Consider the following 16869-nt stretch of genomic DNA (forward strand, 5'->3'; position numbering starts at 1 on the left):
TTACTTCTTCCCTCTAAAAGAGTTAAATAAATACGCTGTTCTGTCCCTCTAATGTTATTTAAGGGTTAAAACTTACTGAACTTTTCTAAAAAGCCACTCCTTTCCCGGGCTTATAACCCTCTTAGGTGGATAGAACTGCTAATATAATACACTAATAAAATTTTAAAGTCAAGGCATTTTAAATAAAATTAAACTAAAAAGACAAATTAAACTATAAACGGAAAGGGGGTTGCCGTTTTTCAGGTGATTTTTGCATTTTTAACTTCCCGTTTCATGATAATATAAAGATGCTCTACCGGAAGTGTGCCCGAACGGATACATACATGCGATACCATGGAAACAACTTCCCAGCCATTGTCCCCTGATTTGGCAAGATAGTTATAGAGCGTTATATCCTGCCAGTTCTTTTGCTGTTTGCCGTTCACATAATGGACTTTCCAGGAGATTTCTTTAGGGAGGACAAAACCAAAAATGCCCTTGCCGTGTCTTTCCGCAATTATGAATTTATGTTCCCATTGCATAAATTAGTCCTAATTTTCGGCAGAACAGGAATCAATGTGGATAGTACCATAACGGACAAGGCTTGTCAATGATTTCACGGCTTTATTCTTTGACGTGTTCAGAAAAAGAACCGAAGAAATTAAGCTCGAGTTTGCGTTTGATATGTTCTTTGATTCGGGGATTTTCGGTCGATGAGTAGAGAGATTTGAGAAACAAAAGGGCCTGTTCTTTTTTTCCGGCATGGTACATAAATGATGCTGCAAGCCCATGAACATAGGCCGGCGCCTTTTCATTTTTTGACGCTAACTTCAGGTAAATGGCGGCGGTTTCTTTGTCGTTATAGTGTTGAAAGTGGAGCCATCCTAAATAAAAAGGTAGTTTCCACCGCCTGGTCCCGAATACTGATATTCCCCGTTTTAAAATAATGCGTGCCGCCTCGGGATTCTTACTATGGTCCGCCAGCATGAGACCGGCAAATTCATAGGCCGGGAAAAACCGGGGGTTGAGCCTGGTCACAATATCCACCATAGAAACAAGCCATGGGTATTTCCGGTCGGTATCATAGTGTTTACCGAAATAGAGCATGGTCTTGATCCATAAATGGTTAGCGAATGTTGTATGGAAACCTAGAAGATAAGGCTTAATTTTGTGGGATTGAGGAAGATATGCCATGCTCTCTTTATACCAGGATGCATCTTTTGAATTGGTTAGTTTATTCTGAACAGCGATGATGGAGCCGACCAGAATAACGAGAGCAAAAAGAGATGCATACAAAAAACCTTTCTCTTTCATCAGAGATCCTTTGTCGTGAAAATGAGACATGAAAGAATAAGAAAGAGAAAAATATAGAGCACACCATAAATAAAAGAAAACAGGATGTAATTAGGGGCAACGCCTACAGAGTAGACAACCTGTTCTCTGATATTGAAATGTTCCAGATTAGGAAGAAGATAATAAATAATTTTCAGCAAATTTTCTATAACCGGATTAATACTTGTCTGTGCGGTCAGTGTGAGTTCCATAAAGTCATTCATATGACCGATAACATAGAAAGCCAGGGTAAAAATAGCCGCCAGCATGGGGGTGGTAATGGTGGAAAAGAAAATCGAGACCGAGACGATTAGTGCCGTTTCAATCCAGATTAGAAGGACTGCCGAAAAAAGCGGCATGGTTGCTTGTCCGCCCAGATAAATAATAATCACCCAGAAAATCAGGGTTAAAATTGCAAAATTTACCGCCAGGGTTACGAGGAGTCCAAAAAATTTTCCTGATACGAAGGTATACCGGAATATCGGTTTTACCAGAGTTGAATAGAGTGTCTTGTCAGCTATTTCCTTTGCCAGAAGCCCGACGCCGATAAAGACGGCAAGGAGCAACCCGGCAATCGACATCGTGGCAAGGCCGAAATCCTGCATCACCTGGACCCGGGCAAAGACAGACCATTCCCCGAAGGAAATCGAAAGAAAAATTAATCCTATCGCAAAAAAGAGGATATTGTAGAGAACCTTATTACGGATCGTTTCTTTAAAGGTATTGATTGCTATTTGAAAAATTGCATTCATAATAAACCGCTGCTATTCTTCCTGCTCATAGAGAACTTTTTCCAGTGACATTCGCTGGTTTTCTATTTGTATTGGAAAAATTTCATTCACGGCAAGGACCTTCTGACATTCTTCGGCATTTTTTTCTTTCGGCACAAAGATAGTATTTGTTGAACCATTCCCCTTACTGATCGAATAACCCTTATCGGCAAGGCTTTTCGATACAGCATCGGGAAGGGTTTTTGTGGTTATCCTGGTTCCCAGAAATCCCTTTGTGAGTAGCTCTGAAATGGGTCCTTCATATTTAAGCCTTCCCTGGGTGAGTACCACTACATTGTCACACAACTGCTCAATGTCCTGAAGAATATGGGTGCTGAAAAAAATAGTTTTACCTTCCCGGGCAAGCTGCTTGAAAATTTTTCGAAACAGTGCCCTTCCGGGAGGATCCATGCCGCTCATAGGTTCATCCATGATAAAAAGGGACGGGTCTCCTAAAAGGGCCTGGGCAATATTGAGTCGTTGCTGCATTCCCTTGGACAATTCTTTAACTTTTTTGTCTACCGATTTGTGGAGGTTAACGGTTGCCAATGCTTTGTCGGTTTCTTTGTGCATTTCGGATGGAGAAAGACGATTGAGCTTATAAAGATATTCCAGAGATTCTCTAACCGATAGATGTCCATAAAAATAGGGCTGCTCCGAAACAAAGGAAATGCCCGCTCGTGCTTTCGGCTTGTGTGACGGTACTCCTCTGATTGTTATGGTACCTGCTGTGGGGGTAACAAGACCGGTCAGCATTTTCAGGGAAGTTGTTTTGCCGGCGCCGTTTGGACCCACAAAACCCACAATCCGGTTTTCTTCGACAGAAAAGGACAAGTCGACAACCGCAGGGACCTTTTTTGCCCTCAGTCCTTTGCGATATATTTTGGTTACACCAGAGAATTCTATAGCGAGCATAATGGAAAGTATATCATAATAGATGAGTTAAGTAATAATAAAAATTAATACATTGATTTATAGGCCATGCAATATTCTTTTTAATTTAATACTTTTTGCTGTAAAACATGTCGAGAGAGTTTGATTGAGCCGGAGGAGATGTTTTGCCGGTATCAAGGTAACGTATAATATTTTATACATAATGTCACCCACAAAAAAACGAAAGCGTCACCGCTGTAAAAACCATCCGAAAGTAGTTGCCCGGGGCAGATGTGTTGTCTGCGGTTCCTGGATCTGCAAGGAGTGCGGCGTATTTAAGAAGGGACAGTTTTACTGTTCCGACAGCTGCGATCCTTCACCGGATAAGCAAAACAAGGTGCCCTCAGCAGAAAACAAAAAAGCTGTTGCAGTATCGTCTTCCCGGCGAAGCTCGAGGATATGGGCATCATCGTTGTTGCCGCTTCTCGCCGGTATCTGTCTTGCCCTTGGCGGCATTGCATTCGGCATTTTTACTTTGCGCAAGAACTGGGAGCTGTCTGCCGAAAATCGGTTTTTAAAAGAAAAACGGATGGACTTAATCGAGATTATCAAGGCAAATAATCGTGAAATAAGCAGTCTGCTCAAAGAAATACATTCACTCAAGGTTGAGACTGAGGAAAAGGATGAGAAAACAAAAAGTACCCGAAGGAGCAGGCCAAGAAATGTAAAATATTACAAGCCGGCATCGGGGCTTCCCTTCAATTTCAAGAACGGTGATGTATCCCAAAAGCTGGTTACGCTGACCTTTGACGGGGGCAGTTATGCCAATGCTGCCGACGAGATTCTCGACACCCTCAACTCCCGTAATGTTAGGGCGACCATGTTTCTTACCGGAAGATTTATCATGCGACAAACGCCGCTTATCCGTCGGATCGTTGCAGAAGGACACGAGTTGGGTAATCACACCTACAGCCATCCCCACCTCACTTCCTGGGCCCGGGACCGGGTGCATGCCACCTTGCCGGATATCAGCGAAAAGATGCTTGCCCGTGATCTTGCAAAGGCCAATAATATTCTGAGAAAGCGCGTAGGGATAGAATTCAAGCCCTTCTGGCGCGCTCCATATGGAGAAAAAAACCGGCAGATTTGCCGGTGGGCTCTCCGCAACGGGTATCTTCATATTGGATGGCGCCAGGGACGGAGCTGGTATCAGAATCTGGACAGCAACGACTGGATTCCGGATGAGGATACTCCTGGGTACCGTTCCCCGCAGGAGTTTTATGACAAGGTTATATCAATGGCACAAAGTGAACCATGGGGGATCAACGGCGGAATCATTCTGATGCACCTTGGGACCGAAAGAAAAGAAAAGGAACAGCAGACACATACTATTTTAGGTAAAACTATCGATCAGCTCCGGGGAATGGGGTATCAATTTGTTACTATCTCCGAAATGCTTCAGAAATCAGGGGTTGATATTAACCCCCTGCTTCAGGTCGAGGATGATAAACCCGAAACACCGTTCAACAACACCCGGAAATAAAGGATTATAATGTCAACAGAACATCTGCTTCTCCGTATTCCGGCCATTCTTCTGGCGTTAACGGTTCATGAATATGCTCATGGGTGGATTGCTTCGTTGCGCGGTGATACAACTGCCCGTGATATGGGGCGTCTTACCTTCAATCCCATTGCCCATCTGGATTTTTTTGGGACAATTATGCTCTTGTTCGGACCCTTCGGCTGGGCGAAACCGGTACCGGTAAATTATCAGAATTTAAAGGATTCCAAAACCGATCCTATTTTTATCAGTGCTGCAGGACCGGTATCGAATATTATCCTTGCCTGTGTTGCAGGATATTTGTATCGTCTGTTTTTCATGAATCAGTCGCTTTTCGGGCTGTCTGCCGGTGATGTCGGTATATTTTTCAGTTTTCTGATACAAATCAACCTTGGAATATCTTTTTTTAATCTGCTGCCAGTCCCTCCTCTAGACGGTTCGAAAATCCTTCTGGGACTGCTGCCGTCATCAAAAGTGCCGACCTATCACCGCTATATGAGAAAAGTCCCGATGATATTTTTACTACTCATCATTATCGAATGGTATTTTAATATACCGACGATTTCGCTTATCCTGTATCCGCTTTATAATCCGTACCGGAGCTTTTGGCTTTATATTATCTTTGGAGGAAAGGCGATATAACACAATGCAGAAAATCAGGGTCCCTGTTGCCCGTCGAAAAAAAATAATCGGCAACTTCAAAAACGCATCGATTCTGGTTGTCGGCGATATTATCATCGATGAGTATTTGTGGGGTGATGTTTTACGGATTTCTCCCGAAGCTCCGGTACCGGTAGTTAATGTGACACGAGAATCACTTTGTCTGGGCGGCGCGGCAAATGTCGTGCAAAATCTTAAAAGTGTTGATGTCACTCCCTATATCGTTGCTCTGTGTGGTGATGATTCCAATGGGAAACGATTGATAAAAATGCTTGAACAGCTGAATTGCTCTACCGAGGGAATTGCTGTATCCCGAAGCCGTCCCACAACGATCAAGACCAGAATCATGGCCCGTCATCAGCAGATCGTAAGAGCCGACCGGGAAGTCGATGAAGCTCTTACCAGAGAAGAATACAGCCTGCTGTGGGATAAAATCCAAAAGATTCTTCCTAAAGTCGATGGTGTTGTCATTTCCGATTATGGAAAAGGGGTGATTTCCCGCCCATTAACAAAGCGCCTGATCGAACAGTGTAGAAAACAACGGATTCATATTGCAATCGACCCCAAAGAGCGTCATTTCGATCTTTATAAGCAAGTTAATATTATCACACCAAACCTCCGTGAAGCCCATGCTGCCCTTGGAATACCCTATAAAGCATGTGGTATTGAGGAGGTTGAAAGCCTTGGATGGAAGCTGTTGGATAAACTTAAATTGGCAAGCCTCCTGGTTACTCTTGGAGAAGAAGGAATGGCTGTTTTTGAGAGTAATAGGAAGAAATTCAACCATTTACCTACTATGGCGGTCAAGGTTTTTGATGTAACCGGAGCGGGCGATACGGTGATCAGTATCTATGCCGCCGCAGCCGCAGCCGGCGCTACACCGCTTGAAGCTGCATGGCTGGCGAATCATGCTGCGGGTCTAACGGTCGCCGAATTGGGAACCGCATGTGTGACTTCTGAATCACTTACTGAAGCATGCAAAAGAATTCAGAGGTAATAAATTGATATCCTTTTTGCCAAGATTTATTTTAGCACAGCAAAAAGATAAAGGGCCCATAACTCAGTTGGTTAGAGTAGCGGACTCATAATCCGTTTGTCCTAGGTTCGAGTCCTAGTGGGCCCATTAAAATTGTGAAAAGAAAGAACTTGAAAGCTTTGTATCCTCTGGAAATATTCTCAAGAAAAATATATACTGTTTACGGCCCAAAAAATCCCAAAAGCACTTCGTTATCATGAAGTGCTTTTTTTGTTTCCAATAATCGTGAATAATATATATAATTTGACAGCATTTCGAAGGGGATACGCTTTTTGATACCTGTATAGTGAGTGGGAGTTATCGAATATGAAACCGGAATTAGAAAATCTTATTAAACTGCAAGAGATTGATTTACGAATCCATGAACTTGAGTTATCCAAAGTTGAGCACCCGGAAGCAGTAACAAAACTGGAAGGCGAGATCAACGATGCGAGTCGGGAAGCTGAAAGAATTACGTCCCGGCTTGAACAGGTTGAGCAAGACAAGAAGGATGCCAGTCATAAAATTACCGAGGCGAAGGAGTCGCTTGACAAAAGTCAGGAAAGGCTCAACGCCATTACCACCAACCGGGAATATGATGCAGTTCATGCAGAAATTGAAGCTCATAAAGCATCTATTCAGACCGAAGAGGACCGTCAGATTAATGCATCTGAAGAATTGGAACAATTGACCGAGCTTAAAAAAGAGGCCGATGAAAAACTCGAAAAAGTTAAAAGCGAAAACGAACCACAAATCAACGATTTAAAAGAAAAGATTGCTTCAATCGATTCACGGATCGCCGGTGTAGAGGAAGAGCGTAACAACGTAGTTCCCAATATTTCAAAACCCACCCTGGGAACCTATGATTTTATCAGAAATAAACGGAAAAACAGAAAAGCCCTCAGTTTTATCGACAGCAAAGGAACCTGTTCGGTCTGCTTTAAGGTTTTAGAACCTCAGCTTATTAATGAAGTGAAAAAGGGAGACCGGTTGCGTCAGTGCGGAAGTTGCGGGTCTATTCTTCTCTGGCAGGAGGATATAGAGCAATCGGAGTCTTCTGAGCAGTAACTCGAGGGCTAATCCTCCACCCTTCACCTCCAGGGCTTTATCAGCCGCTCTATAAATAGATCTTTTCTCCGGCTTTCGGGATATGCACATTTTTATATCCCTTGCTGTGAAGTGCATTTTTCAGCGGTTGTGCCTGTTCCAGTTCACCATGAACCAGGAAGATGTTCTCCAGCTTTGACGGCGGACAGTATTTGATATAATCAAGAAGGCCCCTTCGGTCTGCATGGGCGCTGAAGGTATCCAGATTTTTTACCTGAGCTCTGACAACATGTTTTTCTCCAAATATTTTGACCTCTCTGTGGCCGTCGATAATTTTTCTGGCAAGAGTTTCTCTTACTGCATGGCCGACAAAGAGAATGACATTTCGGTGGTTTCCGATATTATTTCTCAAATGATGTAATATCCTGCCGGCTTCGGCCATACCCGATGCAGAAATGATAATATGAGGATAATCCAGGTTATTCAATCTTTTTGAATCTTCAACCTCAGTGATGTATTTCAGGCGCGGGAATTCGAAGGGATCTTCTCCATGGCGGGTAAAAATTCGTGTTGTTTCGCGGTCAAAGCATTCGGGGTGTTTTCTGAAGACCTCTGTTGCATGGCTGGCCAGAGGACTGTCCACATAAATTGGAATATCGGGAATGCGATTCTGATTGTACAGCTTGTGGAGCGTATGGACCAGTTCCTGTGTTCTTCCTACGGCAAATGCTGGTATAATTAGCTTCCCGCCTGCAGCGGCCGTGTACCGTATTATGCCGGCAAATTTCTCATGAGTATCCTCCGGTGATTCATGAAAGCGGTTACCGTAGGTGCTTTCCATGATAAGCAGGTCCAGAGAACGGGGCAGATTCGGGTCATGGATGATTGGTTTGTCCGGCCTCCCAATATCTCCGGCATACCCAAAACGCATTGAGGTGCTGCCGTTTTTAATATAACAATGAATACTGGCCGAACCCAGAATATGACCGCCTTCGAGAAAACGAACCTCCATACCAGGAGCCACAGTAAAAGACTTATCATAGTCGATCCCGACAAATTGTTCCGATGCAGCTTCAGCATCTCTCATGGTATAGAGAGGAACAATGGGGGGCTTCTTCTGCTTTAGGCGGATTTTATTGAGCCATTCGATATCTTTTTCTTGGATATGGCCCGAATCACGCAGCATAATTTTGCACAGATCCACCGTCGGCGGTGTCGCATAGATCGGTCCCCTGAAACCATTTTTAACAAGGTTAGGGATATTTCCGCTGTGATCGATATGGGCATGGGTGAGTACGCAAGCGTCTATTTCAGCAGGATCGAAACTAAAATTGAGATTCTTTTCATAGCTCTCCTGCCGCCGTCCCTGATAAAGGCCGCATTCAAAAAGTATTTTTTTCCCATTGACTGAAAGTAGATGCTGGGATCCGGTTACTGTTTGAGTACCGCCGAGAAACGTTATGTCCATGGATCTCCTTTTGAAAGAGTAACAATAAATATTTTATTATTATTGCAGAGAAGGTACAAGATGATTATAGTATATACTGCACTGTCCAGGCATTCTTCTGCAATTTGCAAGTACATTGTCTATGGCGAAAAGATTAACCCGGGAGGGTAAAATGAGAGGTTTATGTAGATATTGTGCAGTAGTTCTTTTTCTGCTTATCTGCCTTTGCCAGCGGATTCCCGATGAAATCGCTTTACAGACGCATCGAGTGAGAGGCTATGGGCATTTTCAACCCCAATGGGTTTCACTCTGTCCGAATATGGTGCCGGCCAATGATCCGTTTAAAGAAGTCCGTGAACAGCCTCAGGGCATTCCCCACGAATTCGGCAATCTTTCGGTTATATGGATCGATATGCAGATAGGACAGCATATCTATCATGCGATGAAATCGGGCGCCATAGAAAAAGATAAAGCGACTTCCATAATAAAACAATGGAATATCGATACATCGACAGTAACCCATGAGTATGTCGATCAGGAAATTTCCTGTGCAATCGGCACCAGCAGTGAGGGCGATGTTGTCTGTATTCCGGATACGGATAATGATGAAAATCTTGGTGATGAAAAACCGATTATCATCAAGCGGAAAACAATCGATTCGCTGAAAGCATTGCATCCGGATGTTATGGTGATGACCGATAATATTCCATACCGAGAAGTGTTTTTTGAATACTATGATGGTGAATCGATTAAAATTACCCGCCAGTTTATTGCCGTCAATCCTTCGTTCATGTATGGTAAGGACCGTATCCCTGTCTGCAGCGACCAGTTTATCGTCAATCTGAGTACCTATGAGTTTCGGACAGCCTCGCTTGAAATCGGTTCCGACGAATATACCTTTGTCTGTGCCAACGGATTCAAACCGGGACTGTATTCACCCATTAATACCCGGATTATGATAGACACAAAAGGGCTTCAGGAATTTACTACCTCAAAAGAGGGGAACCAAATTTACGGCATCAGGGATACCGTGAATTTAGGAAAGCAAACCTTTCTTATTGAAGATATTTCTGTAGACGGCTCGGTAATATCGCTCAAAAAATTCATACACGATTGATGCATCCGGTATGAGTCGAATTGCCGTTATTATTCCTTCCTGGAATCGTAAGCATGTTATTGAGCGTTCGGTAACGTCTGTATTGAATCAGTCATTCGATGATTATGAGTTAGTTGTCGTGGATGATTGTTCTGTTGATGGAACCGAAGAACTGGCTTTGTTTTCGGATTCCCGGATCAGATATGAAAGACTGGATATGCACAAAGGAGTCTCTTATGCCCGTAATTATGGCGTTCGATGCACCTCGGCACCACTGCTTGCCTTTCTTGATTCTGATGATGAGTGGCATGAAAATAAGCTCGAGCACCATCTCGACTGGATCAGGAGAAATCCGTCCTTTCGTATTTCTCAGACCCAGGAGATATGGATTCGCCGTGGAAAAAGAGTAAATCCGCCTAAAAATCACAAAAAACAGGCCGGAGATATTTTTGAAATGTCACTCAAGCGTTGTATGATAACACCATCATCCGTAATCATGGATCGGGATCTTTATCATGAATTCGGAGGATTCAACGAGTCTTTTCTTGCCTGTGAAGATTATGATTTGTGGTTAAAAGTAACCTCGAAATATCCTGTCGGGCTGATAGATGAATACCTCCTGACCCGCTATGGCGGGCACCGTGATCAGCTGTCATCGACGGCTTTTGCTCTGGACCGTTTCCGTATCAGGAGTATTCTGCATATTTTGTATACCGGTGAGTTGCGGGAAAACCAGCAAGTGCTTGCTAAAAGGGAGCTGGTCAGAAAGGCTTGTATCGTTGCCGGAGGCTATAAAAAAAGAGGAGATTTGAAACGTTATGAACAGTTCAGGTCGATCGCAGATGTTAATGGAGTTTGAACAGCTTACCGGGAAAAGCCTGGAGATAGAATACAAGTCACTCAAAGTAACACAACTCCGATGTCCCGAGGAGCTGTATGATCCGAACGTGCCGTTTAATGGGTTGTCCCTGTGGGATTATGCCGCACCGGTTATGGTCGTGGACCGGGGAAATGCCGATTATGAAGTTGTTGACGGGTGCAAGCGGCTGCATGAAAATAAAAAGGGGGGCCATAGGGAGTGTATGTGCGGGGTTATTACATCCAATCCCGATGAACAAAATACCGGGATAATGAGGATTTTGTTCAACAGTTCAAAACAGCTGCATATTCGGGAAAAAGTGCTCTTTTATTCCTGGATACAAAAGCATGTGGAAGGTGAAGAATACAATAAGCTGTTGAATTTATGCAAAATAAATCGTCATGAACAAAAACAGCTCCTGTCATGTGCCGGCTGCAGCGAAGATATTCTTGATGCGCTTTCAGAAAGTCGTATTTCCCTGGAAACCGGATCACAGCTTACCACTCTTGATCAGCATGAGCGGGCGGTATTTCTTTCGCTTTTTTCCAATCTCAAGCTTTCTTTCCAGATTCAGCGTGAATTTCTTGAGTGGCTGCCGGAAATCGCCATGAATGAAAAATGTAGTGTGTCGGATATTGTTCAAAAAAAAGAGATTGTCGACCTGATCGATTCTCAAACGCTGAATGCTCCTCAAAAAATTGAAAAAATGAGAGATCTGCTCTTTAGCATGAGATTTCCCCGGTACAGTAAAGCTCTGAAAGAATGGAAACAGCATGCAACAGCGGTGAATCCTGCACCGAAAAAGGTAGAAATTGTGCATTCGCCGGGGTTTGAAAAGCAGCGGCTTACAGTACACCTCTCTTTCTCAAACGGCCGGGAAGCCCGGGAGATATGCAGTAAATTAAAGGAGATCTCACCGTCTGATTGGAACAAGCTTCTCTATCCAATTGAATAGAGGGGGTATCAGAAACCATTTTATCTCCACGGCTGAAGACAGGTTTTCTGAAAGGAAAATGTATGAAAAAGATATTCGATGCAATGCTTAATAACGGTCTGGCCATTATGATGGTCGGTTTTTTTGTTTCCATTGCAGGGCTTATTGCTTTTGTCACTCGTTTTCGTTATTATGGTGGAACAGTACGAACGATATCGATATCAGTGACAATTGCAGGATTCGTTATTTACTTCATCGGCCGTATCTGCGTGGTAATCAACAAGCGTCGGAAGAAAAAAACCGAAAAAGAAGCCAGTGAAGAAGAAAATGAGGAAAGCGAATAGTGACGGCGAAAATAAAAAACATTCTTCAAAAGACCGGAATCCTTTTAGATTATAAACCATCTAATAAAAGAGCTGCCCTGCAGGAAATGGGTAATTTTATTACCAAGCTTTATAATTTGAAACCCCGGGAGTTTATTGTTCAGAAGATCCTGGATCGAGAAGCGGAAATGTCGACGGGAATCGGTTACGGCATTGCGATTCCTCACGCGCGGATCCCCGGAATCGAAAAATTATATATGATTGTTTCCCGCGTTTCTGAGAGCATTGAGTTCGAAGCCATCGACGAAAAACCGGTATATCTGATATTTTTGCTTATTTCACCGGCAAATACATCAACCGACCACACCAGAATTTTGTCTTCGTTGTCAAGGATTGTCTCTTATGAAGAGGTGCGCAAAGAATTGCTGAAAGCCGAGGATGCACAGGAATTTCTGGATGTCCTCATACAGGGAGAGGACAAATATGTCAAGTAAGGAGACAGAAAAAACATCTTTAGTCGAGGTCTGTTTGAAAGATGATATCGCGGTTATTCAGTTTCCAAAAAAGGTGTTCCAGAAAAAAGAAGCTAAAGAATTTAATGCAATTATCGAGTCAATAAAAGAACAAAAGTATCCTTCCATTGCGCTTAATCTTTCCGATTGCGAGTATGTTTCGAGTGAAGGATTGGGCGTGACGGCAAAATTATGGCGGTGGTGCCATGATGAAGGCAACGGTAAAATGGCAGTTGTCCTTTCCGAGGATACCGATAATGAAGTACGAAATCTTTTTGAGATAATCGGTCTTGCTCGGATTATCGGCAGTGCGATCCAGCCCAGCATTAAGGATGTCCTTAATTATCTGAAAAACTTCTAATTTTTCCCTGCTATCCCCAGAGCAAGGGCGCAATGCGTCATGATGCCGGTTTTCATAGCGGTTTCATCGGGAAGAAACCGGGCGCTGTGGAGTCCCGCCGGTGCTTTATCGTCTGGCTTTTTTACACCGAGGTGAATGTAGGTTCCCCGGGACATTTTCAGATAATAGGTGAAATCTTCTGCAAACATGGTAGGATACGAACGGACTGCAACCTTCGATTTTCCCAGCGCGTCTCTGAGAATATCCTTCGCCCTTCCGGTCATCGCAGGATCATTGTATCCGGGAGGATATGATTTTACAAAAGAAACCTCCACTCCGGTTCTGAAAGAGTGGGCAACCGCTTTCAGCACCTGGGTTACCCGCCGTTGAAGCTGGGTTTGAAGTTTCTCGGAGAAGGTGCGGATCGTCCCGTAGAAGCGGGCTTCATCAGGGATAATATTTCGTTTTGTTCCCGAATGAAAGGAGCCGACAGTTAAAACTGCGGGTTCAAAAGGCGGGCTTTCTCTGCTGATAAGGGTTTGAAGCTCCATGATCATGGAACATGCGCATACGATCGGATCGATTGCCCGCTCGGGCATTGCGCCGTGGCCACCCTTTCCCCGAACAGTAACATCAAAGGTAAGTACCCCGCTACAATCGTCACCGGGTTTCAGTCCGATTGTGCCGGTTGGGTGGTCGATACTGACATGAAGACCGAAGACTGCATCGACATTGCCGGGAAATGCACCGGATCGAATCATCTGTATTGCACCGCCCGGTTCCACTTCTTCCGAAGGCTGGAAAAGAAAAACAACCTTTCCGTGAAGCTCCTTTTTTAACGATGCAAGGATTTTCGCTGCACCCAGAAGACAGGCCGTATGAATATCGTGGCCGCAGGCGTGCATGACACCGTTTACCTGTGATTTGTAGGCAACCCTGTTCTTCTCCTGAATCGGTAGAGCATCCATGTCTGCTCGAAGGACAATCGTTTTTCCTTTACCAATCCCAAGATCTGCGGTAACTCCGGTTTTTCCGATATGATACCGGGGTTTTAGTCCCCACTCTTTCACTTGCCGGTAGACCAGGGCTGCTGTGTCGTGCTCATGGTTTGATAATTCCGGGTACATGTGCAGGTGACGCCGTATGGCCACTACCTGCGGATATACAGCCTCTATTGCTTCTTTGACTTTTTTATTCAAGGGGGAATGGTTCATCATGCCATCATTTTTTCACGTTTGCGGAAAAATTTCACCAGTGGTTCGACATAATCGGTGTCGGTTGTAATCGGAATTTCATCAATGCCGGTTGAGAGAAAAAAAGATGCCAGGGCTTCCTTTTTCTTATTTATTTCCTTCTGGTATGCCGTTCGGAATGCCCTGTCGGTGGTATCAACGAGCATCGTTTCACCTGTTTCGGGATCTTCCAGTTCCATAAGGCCGCTGTCGGAAAGTACAAGTTCCCGTGGATCGCTGAGTTTCAAAGCAATGACATCATGCCGTCGTGCCGCAACACGCAAAGGGGCCTCGAACCCAGAGGATAAAAAATCGGAAACAATGAAAACAACAGAGCGTTTGGTCTGAACATTGCTTAAAAATTTGACCGCTTCGCTGATATCTGTTCTTTTGCCTTTGGGCTTGAAATAGAGCAGCTCCCTGATGACCCGCAGTACATGCTTTTTACCCTTTTTTGGGGGGATATATTTTTCGATATCGGAGGTAAAAATAATCAAGCCGACGCGATCGTTGTTGTTGATCGCAGAGAAGGCAAGCAATGCGCAGAGTTCAACGGCAATTTCATCTTTGAATTTTTCCTGAGTCCCAAAATTGCCCGATGCCGAAGCGTCGACCAGAAGCATGACTGTCAGCTCTCTTTCTTCAATATGTTTCTTAACAAAAGGGTCGCCCATGCGGGCGGTCACGTTCCAGTCGATATTTCGAATATCATCGCCTTCCATGTAGGTACGCACCTCGGAAAATTCCATTCCCTGTCCGCGGAAAACACTATGGTACTCACCCGAAAGAATCGAATTAACGATACTTTGAGTCTTGATTTCGATTTGACGAACTTTTTTTAATACTTCCTTTGGTATCATAATGAGTGTGTTTCCAAATCTATAAGTTCATTAGCCATTGATTCGAGATGTTTTACCTTTGAACTGATGACAAATCGCTGAATTATTATGGCCGCCAGATTAATCAATACGAATATACCGATAAAGATCCCCCACTTTTTGTGCTTCTGTGTCCGCTCTTCCATTAACCGTTTTTCTTCTTCCCGTTGCAAATGCTCCTGGTGGCGGGCTTTGATGGCATTGATGGTTTCCTGTGTGCCGGTTCCGGTAACCTCAAGGTTTTCTCTTGTTTGAAAGGAGATATAGAGGTCGGTGAGGTCTTCACCTTTATATCCCAGGAGGCGAAGAATGGAGATAATTTCCGCGCGCATCATGCGACGCTGTTCCCGGGCTATTTCCCTGAATTCCTGACCGTTTGAAAAAGAACGCCCGAAAGGATACTGCTCTGCAAGTCGGGCATACAGTTCCACAGCTTTCTCATAATTGTTGGTTTTTTGATTATGGAATGCTATCTCAAAGAGAGCGTCATCGGCGACATCGCTTTCCGGGGCAGTATTGAGAAGTTTTTCCATAACAAAATGCATCTGTTGATAGCGTTCCAGCCGTCGGAGAGATTTTCCTACCCAGAGAGTATAGAGCGGCTTTGGATCAACGGAATCGGCAAAGGTGAAATTTTTCAGTGCATTCTCGTAATCTTGATTTTTAAAGTATTCCAGGCCTGAGCGAAAATAGAGCTCGGGAGGATCCTTTTTCCTACCGATATGGATGTCTTCTTTATTTGATGGTTTCCGGATGCCTGGATTTTGTTGCGGTTGTTGAGTACCGGACACACCTGGCGACGGTTTCTCCTTTTTTGCCGTACCTTTTGTTGCGCTTTTCTCTTTTTCTACAAAAATGATTCCTTTTTCCTCATCGTAGATAAGTACCTTTTCGGCCTGCGCGATTGTCGTGCAACACAAAATAATACTGACAAGAACAGATATACTCGTTGTTTGGAAAAGATGCATACGTTTGTTTATTATACCATCATGGAACTTCAACACCGTCAAAAATTTTCTGAACAATATCTTCGGAGCTGATATTTTCGGCCTCGGCCTCATAGGTAATTATAACACGATGACGTAAAACATCCATACCAATCGCTTTAATATCTTCGGGAGTAACATACCCTCGACCGCGAATAAAGGCATGGGCTCGCGCCGCACGGCTGAGATAGAGGGTTGCCCGGGGCGATGCTCCGTACTCGATCAGACCATCAATCTCTGCAAGTCCGTTTTCTTTGGGCTTGCGGGTGGCAAAAACCAGGTTGACAATATATTCTTCTACCTTTGGGTCCATATAAATTTCATTCACAACCGTGCCGGCTTTCAGAATCTGATCGACGGATATCACCTTGGTTACTTTGGGAACAATGCCGTCACCCATCCGTGACAGAATTTCACGTTCTTCTCCCCTGGTAGGATAATCGATCTTGAGCTTCAGCATAAACCGGTCAACCTGTGCCTCGGGAAGGGGATAGGTGCCCTCCTGTTCAATCGGGTTCTGGGTGGCAAGAACTAAAAAGGGTGTTGGTAGTTCATAGGTTGTGTCACCGATGGTGACCTGACGTTCCTGCATGGATTCAAGTAACGCACTCTGTACCTTTGCCGGGGCGCGGTTTATTTCATCCGCAAGGATAATATTGGCAAACACCGGACCTTTTTTAGGAACAAATTCACCGGTTTTCTGGTTGTACACCAGCGTACCGATCAAATCGGCGGGAAGAAGGTCGGGAGTAAACTGAATACGTTGAAAACTTGTATCAACTATTTTAGACAATGTTGAAACAGAAAGCGTCTTAGCCAGACCGGGAACACCTTCAAGAAGAATATGTCCCTTGGTGAGCATGCCGATAAGAAGACGCTCGACCATCCGGGATTGCCCGACAATTACTTTCCGCATTTCAGTCTTCAGGGCCGATACAAAACCGCTTTGCTCTGCAATTCTTTCATTCAGTTGAGCAATATCAACAGCCATACAATGAATCCTTTCTTATAACCTTCCGGATATC

At 44.2% G+C, this 16869-nt stretch carries 19 protein-coding genes and 1 tRNA gene; 11 read left to right on the forward strand and 9 right to left on the reverse strand.

The window, feature by feature from the left end; all coding sequences use genetic code 11:
• Positions 1-239: 239 nt before the first annotated feature.
• The 4 genes from GF401_04340 to GF401_04355 all read right to left on the reverse strand — a co-directional run bounded on the left by GF401_04340 (position 240) and on the right by GF401_04355 (position 2996).
• Positions 240-521, reverse strand: a complete 282-nt coding sequence (locus tag GF401_04340; protein ID MBD3344274.1) for a DUF4177 domain-containing protein — start codon at positions 519-521, stop codon at positions 240-242.
• 82 nt (positions 522-603) lie between these two features.
• Complete coding sequence (locus GF401_04345; protein MBD3344275.1) at positions 604-1293, reverse strand: hypothetical protein; 690 nt, start codon at positions 1291-1293, stop codon at positions 604-606.
• Positions 1293-2063, reverse strand: coding sequence for an ABC transporter permease subunit (locus GF401_04350; GenBank protein MBD3344276.1), 771 nt, complete (start codon positions 2061-2063; stop codon positions 1293-1295). The genes GF401_04345 and GF401_04350 overlap by 1 nt, the downstream gene beginning before the upstream one ends.
• 12 nt (positions 2064-2075) lie before the next feature.
• Complete coding sequence (locus GF401_04355) at positions 2076-2996, reverse strand: ATP-binding cassette domain-containing protein (protein ID MBD3344277.1); 921 nt, start codon at positions 2994-2996, stop codon at positions 2076-2078.
• 181 nt (positions 2997-3177) lie between these two features.
• On the opposite strand from GF401_04355, the gene GF401_04360 reads away from it, so the two are divergent.
• From GF401_04360 to GF401_04380, 5 genes are all read left to right on the forward strand, one after another.
• Positions 3178-4497, forward strand: coding sequence for a polysaccharide deacetylase family protein (locus GF401_04360; GenBank protein ID MBD3344278.1), 1320 nt, complete (start codon positions 3178-3180; stop codon positions 4495-4497).
• Positions 4498-4506: 9 nt separating this feature from the next.
• Positions 4507-5157: a site-2 protease family protein gene (locus GF401_04365; GenBank protein MBD3344279.1), complete on the forward strand. Its 651-nt coding sequence runs from the start codon at positions 4507-4509 to the stop codon at positions 5155-5157.
• 4 nt (positions 5158-5161) lie between these two features.
• The gene (gene rfaE1, locus GF401_04370) at positions 5162-6172 is read left to right on the forward strand and encodes a D-glycero-beta-D-manno-heptose-7-phosphate kinase (protein MBD3344280.1); all 1011 of its coding nucleotides are present in this window, start codon (positions 5162-5164) and stop codon (positions 6170-6172) included.
• A 52-nt stretch (positions 6173-6224) separates the two neighbouring features.
• Positions 6225-6298, forward strand: a tRNA-Ile gene (locus tag GF401_04375).
• A gap of 219 nt (positions 6299-6517) precedes the next feature.
• A complete protein-coding gene (locus tag GF401_04380) occupies positions 6518-7258 on the forward strand; it encodes a hypothetical protein (protein MBD3344281.1) in 741 nt (246 codons plus the stop codon).
• A gap of 49 nt (positions 7259-7307) precedes the next feature.
• Here GF401_04380 and GF401_04385 read toward each other — a convergent pair whose 3' ends face one another.
• Positions 7308-8705, reverse strand: a complete 1398-nt coding sequence (locus GF401_04385; GenBank protein ID MBD3344282.1) for an MBL fold metallo-hydrolase — start codon at positions 8703-8705, stop codon at positions 7308-7310.
• A gap of 151 nt (positions 8706-8856) precedes the next feature.
• Between GF401_04385 and GF401_04390 the strand changes: the two genes are divergently transcribed.
• The 6 genes from GF401_04390 (at position 8857) to GF401_04415 (ending at position 12769) form a co-directional block, all read left to right on the forward strand.
• Positions 8857-9801, forward strand: a complete 945-nt coding sequence (locus tag GF401_04390; protein MBD3344283.1) for a hypothetical protein — start codon at positions 8857-8859, stop codon at positions 9799-9801.
• Positions 9802-9811: 10 nt separating this feature from the next.
• Entirely contained in the window at positions 9812-10639 is an 828-nt protein-coding gene (locus tag GF401_04395) for a glycosyltransferase (GenBank protein ID MBD3344284.1), read from the forward strand.
• Positions 10599-11594 (forward strand): hypothetical protein, encoded by a 996-nt coding sequence (locus tag GF401_04400; GenBank protein MBD3344285.1) that lies wholly within the window; start codon positions 10599-10601, stop codon positions 11592-11594. Before GF401_04395 ends, GF401_04400 begins: the two co-directional genes overlap by 41 nt.
• A 62-nt stretch (positions 11595-11656) precedes the next feature.
• Positions 11657-11917 (forward strand): hypothetical protein, encoded by a 261-nt coding sequence (locus GF401_04405; protein ID MBD3344286.1) that lies wholly within the window; start codon positions 11657-11659, stop codon positions 11915-11917.
• Positions 11914-12390, forward strand: a complete 477-nt coding sequence (locus tag GF401_04410; GenBank protein MBD3344287.1) for a hypothetical protein — start codon at positions 11914-11916, stop codon at positions 12388-12390. Before GF401_04405 ends, GF401_04410 begins: the two co-directional genes overlap by 4 nt.
• Positions 12380-12769, forward strand: coding sequence for a hypothetical protein (locus tag GF401_04415; protein ID MBD3344288.1), 390 nt, complete (start codon positions 12380-12382; stop codon positions 12767-12769). Before GF401_04410 ends, GF401_04415 begins: the two co-directional genes overlap by 11 nt.
• Here GF401_04415 and GF401_04420 read toward each other — a convergent pair.
• From GF401_04420 to GF401_04435, 4 genes are read right to left on the reverse strand one after another with little or no spacing between them, the layout of a single operon-like run.
• The gene (locus tag GF401_04420) at positions 12766-13965 is read right to left on the reverse strand and encodes an amidohydrolase (GenBank protein ID MBD3344289.1); all 1200 of its coding nucleotides are present in this window, start codon (positions 13963-13965) and stop codon (positions 12766-12768) included. The two genes, GF401_04415 and GF401_04420, sit on opposite strands and share 4 nt — an antisense overlap.
• Entirely contained in the window at positions 13962-14840 is an 879-nt protein-coding gene (locus GF401_04425; protein ID MBD3344290.1) for a DUF58 domain-containing protein, read from the reverse strand. Before GF401_04425 ends, GF401_04420 begins: the two co-directional genes overlap by 4 nt.
• Complete coding sequence (locus GF401_04430) at positions 14837-15919, reverse strand: tetratricopeptide repeat protein (protein ID MBD3344291.1); 1083 nt, start codon at positions 15917-15919, stop codon at positions 14837-14839. The genes GF401_04425 and GF401_04430 overlap by 4 nt, the downstream gene beginning before the upstream one ends.
• On the reverse strand, positions 15846-16835 hold the full coding sequence (locus GF401_04435) for an AAA domain-containing protein (protein ID MBD3344292.1): 990 nt from the start codon (positions 16833-16835) through the stop codon (positions 15846-15848). Before GF401_04435 ends, GF401_04430 begins: the two co-directional genes overlap by 74 nt.
• Between the last annotated feature and the right edge of the window lie 34 nt (positions 16836-16869).

Source organism: Chitinivibrionales bacterium, from assembly GCA_014728215.1.
Classification (GTDB): domain Bacteria; phylum Fibrobacterota; class Chitinivibrionia; order Chitinivibrionales; family WJKA01; genus WJKA01.

Bases quoted from the DNA above. Each gene is read 5' to 3' on its own strand.
- GF401_04430 (MBD3344291.1), bottom strand. From the start codon at position 15,919: ATGAGGCCGAGGCCGAAAATATCAGCTCCGAAGATATTGTTCAGAAAA.
- GF401_04415 (MBD3344288.1), top strand. From the start codon at position 12,380: ATGTCAAGTAAGGAGACAGAAAAAACATCTTTAGTCGAGGTCTGTTTG.
- GF401_04425 (MBD3344290.1), bottom strand. From the start codon at position 14,840: ATGATACCAAAGGAAGTATTAAAAAAAGTTCGTCAAATCGAAATCAAG.
- GF401_04400 (MBD3344285.1), top strand. From the start codon at position 10,599: ATGAACAGTTCAGGTCGATCGCAGATGTTAATGGAGTTTGAACAGCTT.
- GF401_04395 (MBD3344284.1), top strand. From the start codon at position 9,812: ATGAGTCGAATTGCCGTTATTATTCCTTCCTGGAATCGTAAGCATGTT.
- GF401_04355 (MBD3344277.1), bottom strand. From the start codon at position 2,996: ATGCTCGCTATAGAATTCTCTGGTGTAACCAAAATATATCGCAAAGGA.
- GF401_04365 (MBD3344279.1), top strand. From the start codon at position 4,507: ATGTCAACAGAACATCTGCTTCTCCGTATTCCGGCCATTCTTCTGGCG.
- GF401_04385 (MBD3344282.1), bottom strand. From the start codon at position 8,705: ATGGACATAACGTTTCTCGGCGGTACTCAAACAGTAACCGGATCCCAG.
- GF401_04360 (MBD3344278.1), top strand. From the start codon at position 3,178: ATGTCACCCACAAAAAAACGAAAGCGTCACCGCTGTAAAAACCATCCG.
- GF401_04380 (MBD3344281.1), top strand. From the start codon at position 6,518: ATGAAACCGGAATTAGAAAATCTTATTAAACTGCAAGAGATTGATTTA.
- GF401_04340 (MBD3344274.1), bottom strand. From the start codon at position 521: ATGCAATGGGAACATAAATTCATAATTGCGGAAAGACACGGCAAGGGC.
- GF401_04405 (MBD3344286.1), top strand. From the start codon at position 11,657: ATGAAAAAGATATTCGATGCAATGCTTAATAACGGTCTGGCCATTATG.
- GF401_04390 (MBD3344283.1), top strand. From the start codon at position 8,857: ATGAGAGGTTTATGTAGATATTGTGCAGTAGTTCTTTTTCTGCTTATC.
- GF401_04420 (MBD3344289.1), bottom strand. From the start codon at position 13,965: ATGATGAACCATTCCCCCTTGAATAAAAAAGTCAAAGAAGCAATAGAG.
- GF401_04435 (MBD3344292.1), bottom strand. From the start codon at position 16,835: ATGGCTGTTGATATTGCTCAACTGAATGAAAGAATTGCAGAGCAAAGC.
- GF401_04350 (MBD3344276.1), bottom strand. From the start codon at position 2,063: ATGAATGCAATTTTTCAAATAGCAATCAATACCTTTAAAGAAACGATC.
- GF401_04345 (MBD3344275.1), bottom strand. From the start codon at position 1,293: ATGAAAGAGAAAGGTTTTTTGTATGCATCTCTTTTTGCTCTCGTTATT.
- rfaE1 (MBD3344280.1), top strand. From the start codon at position 5,162: ATGCAGAAAATCAGGGTCCCTGTTGCCCGTCGAAAAAAAATAATCGGC.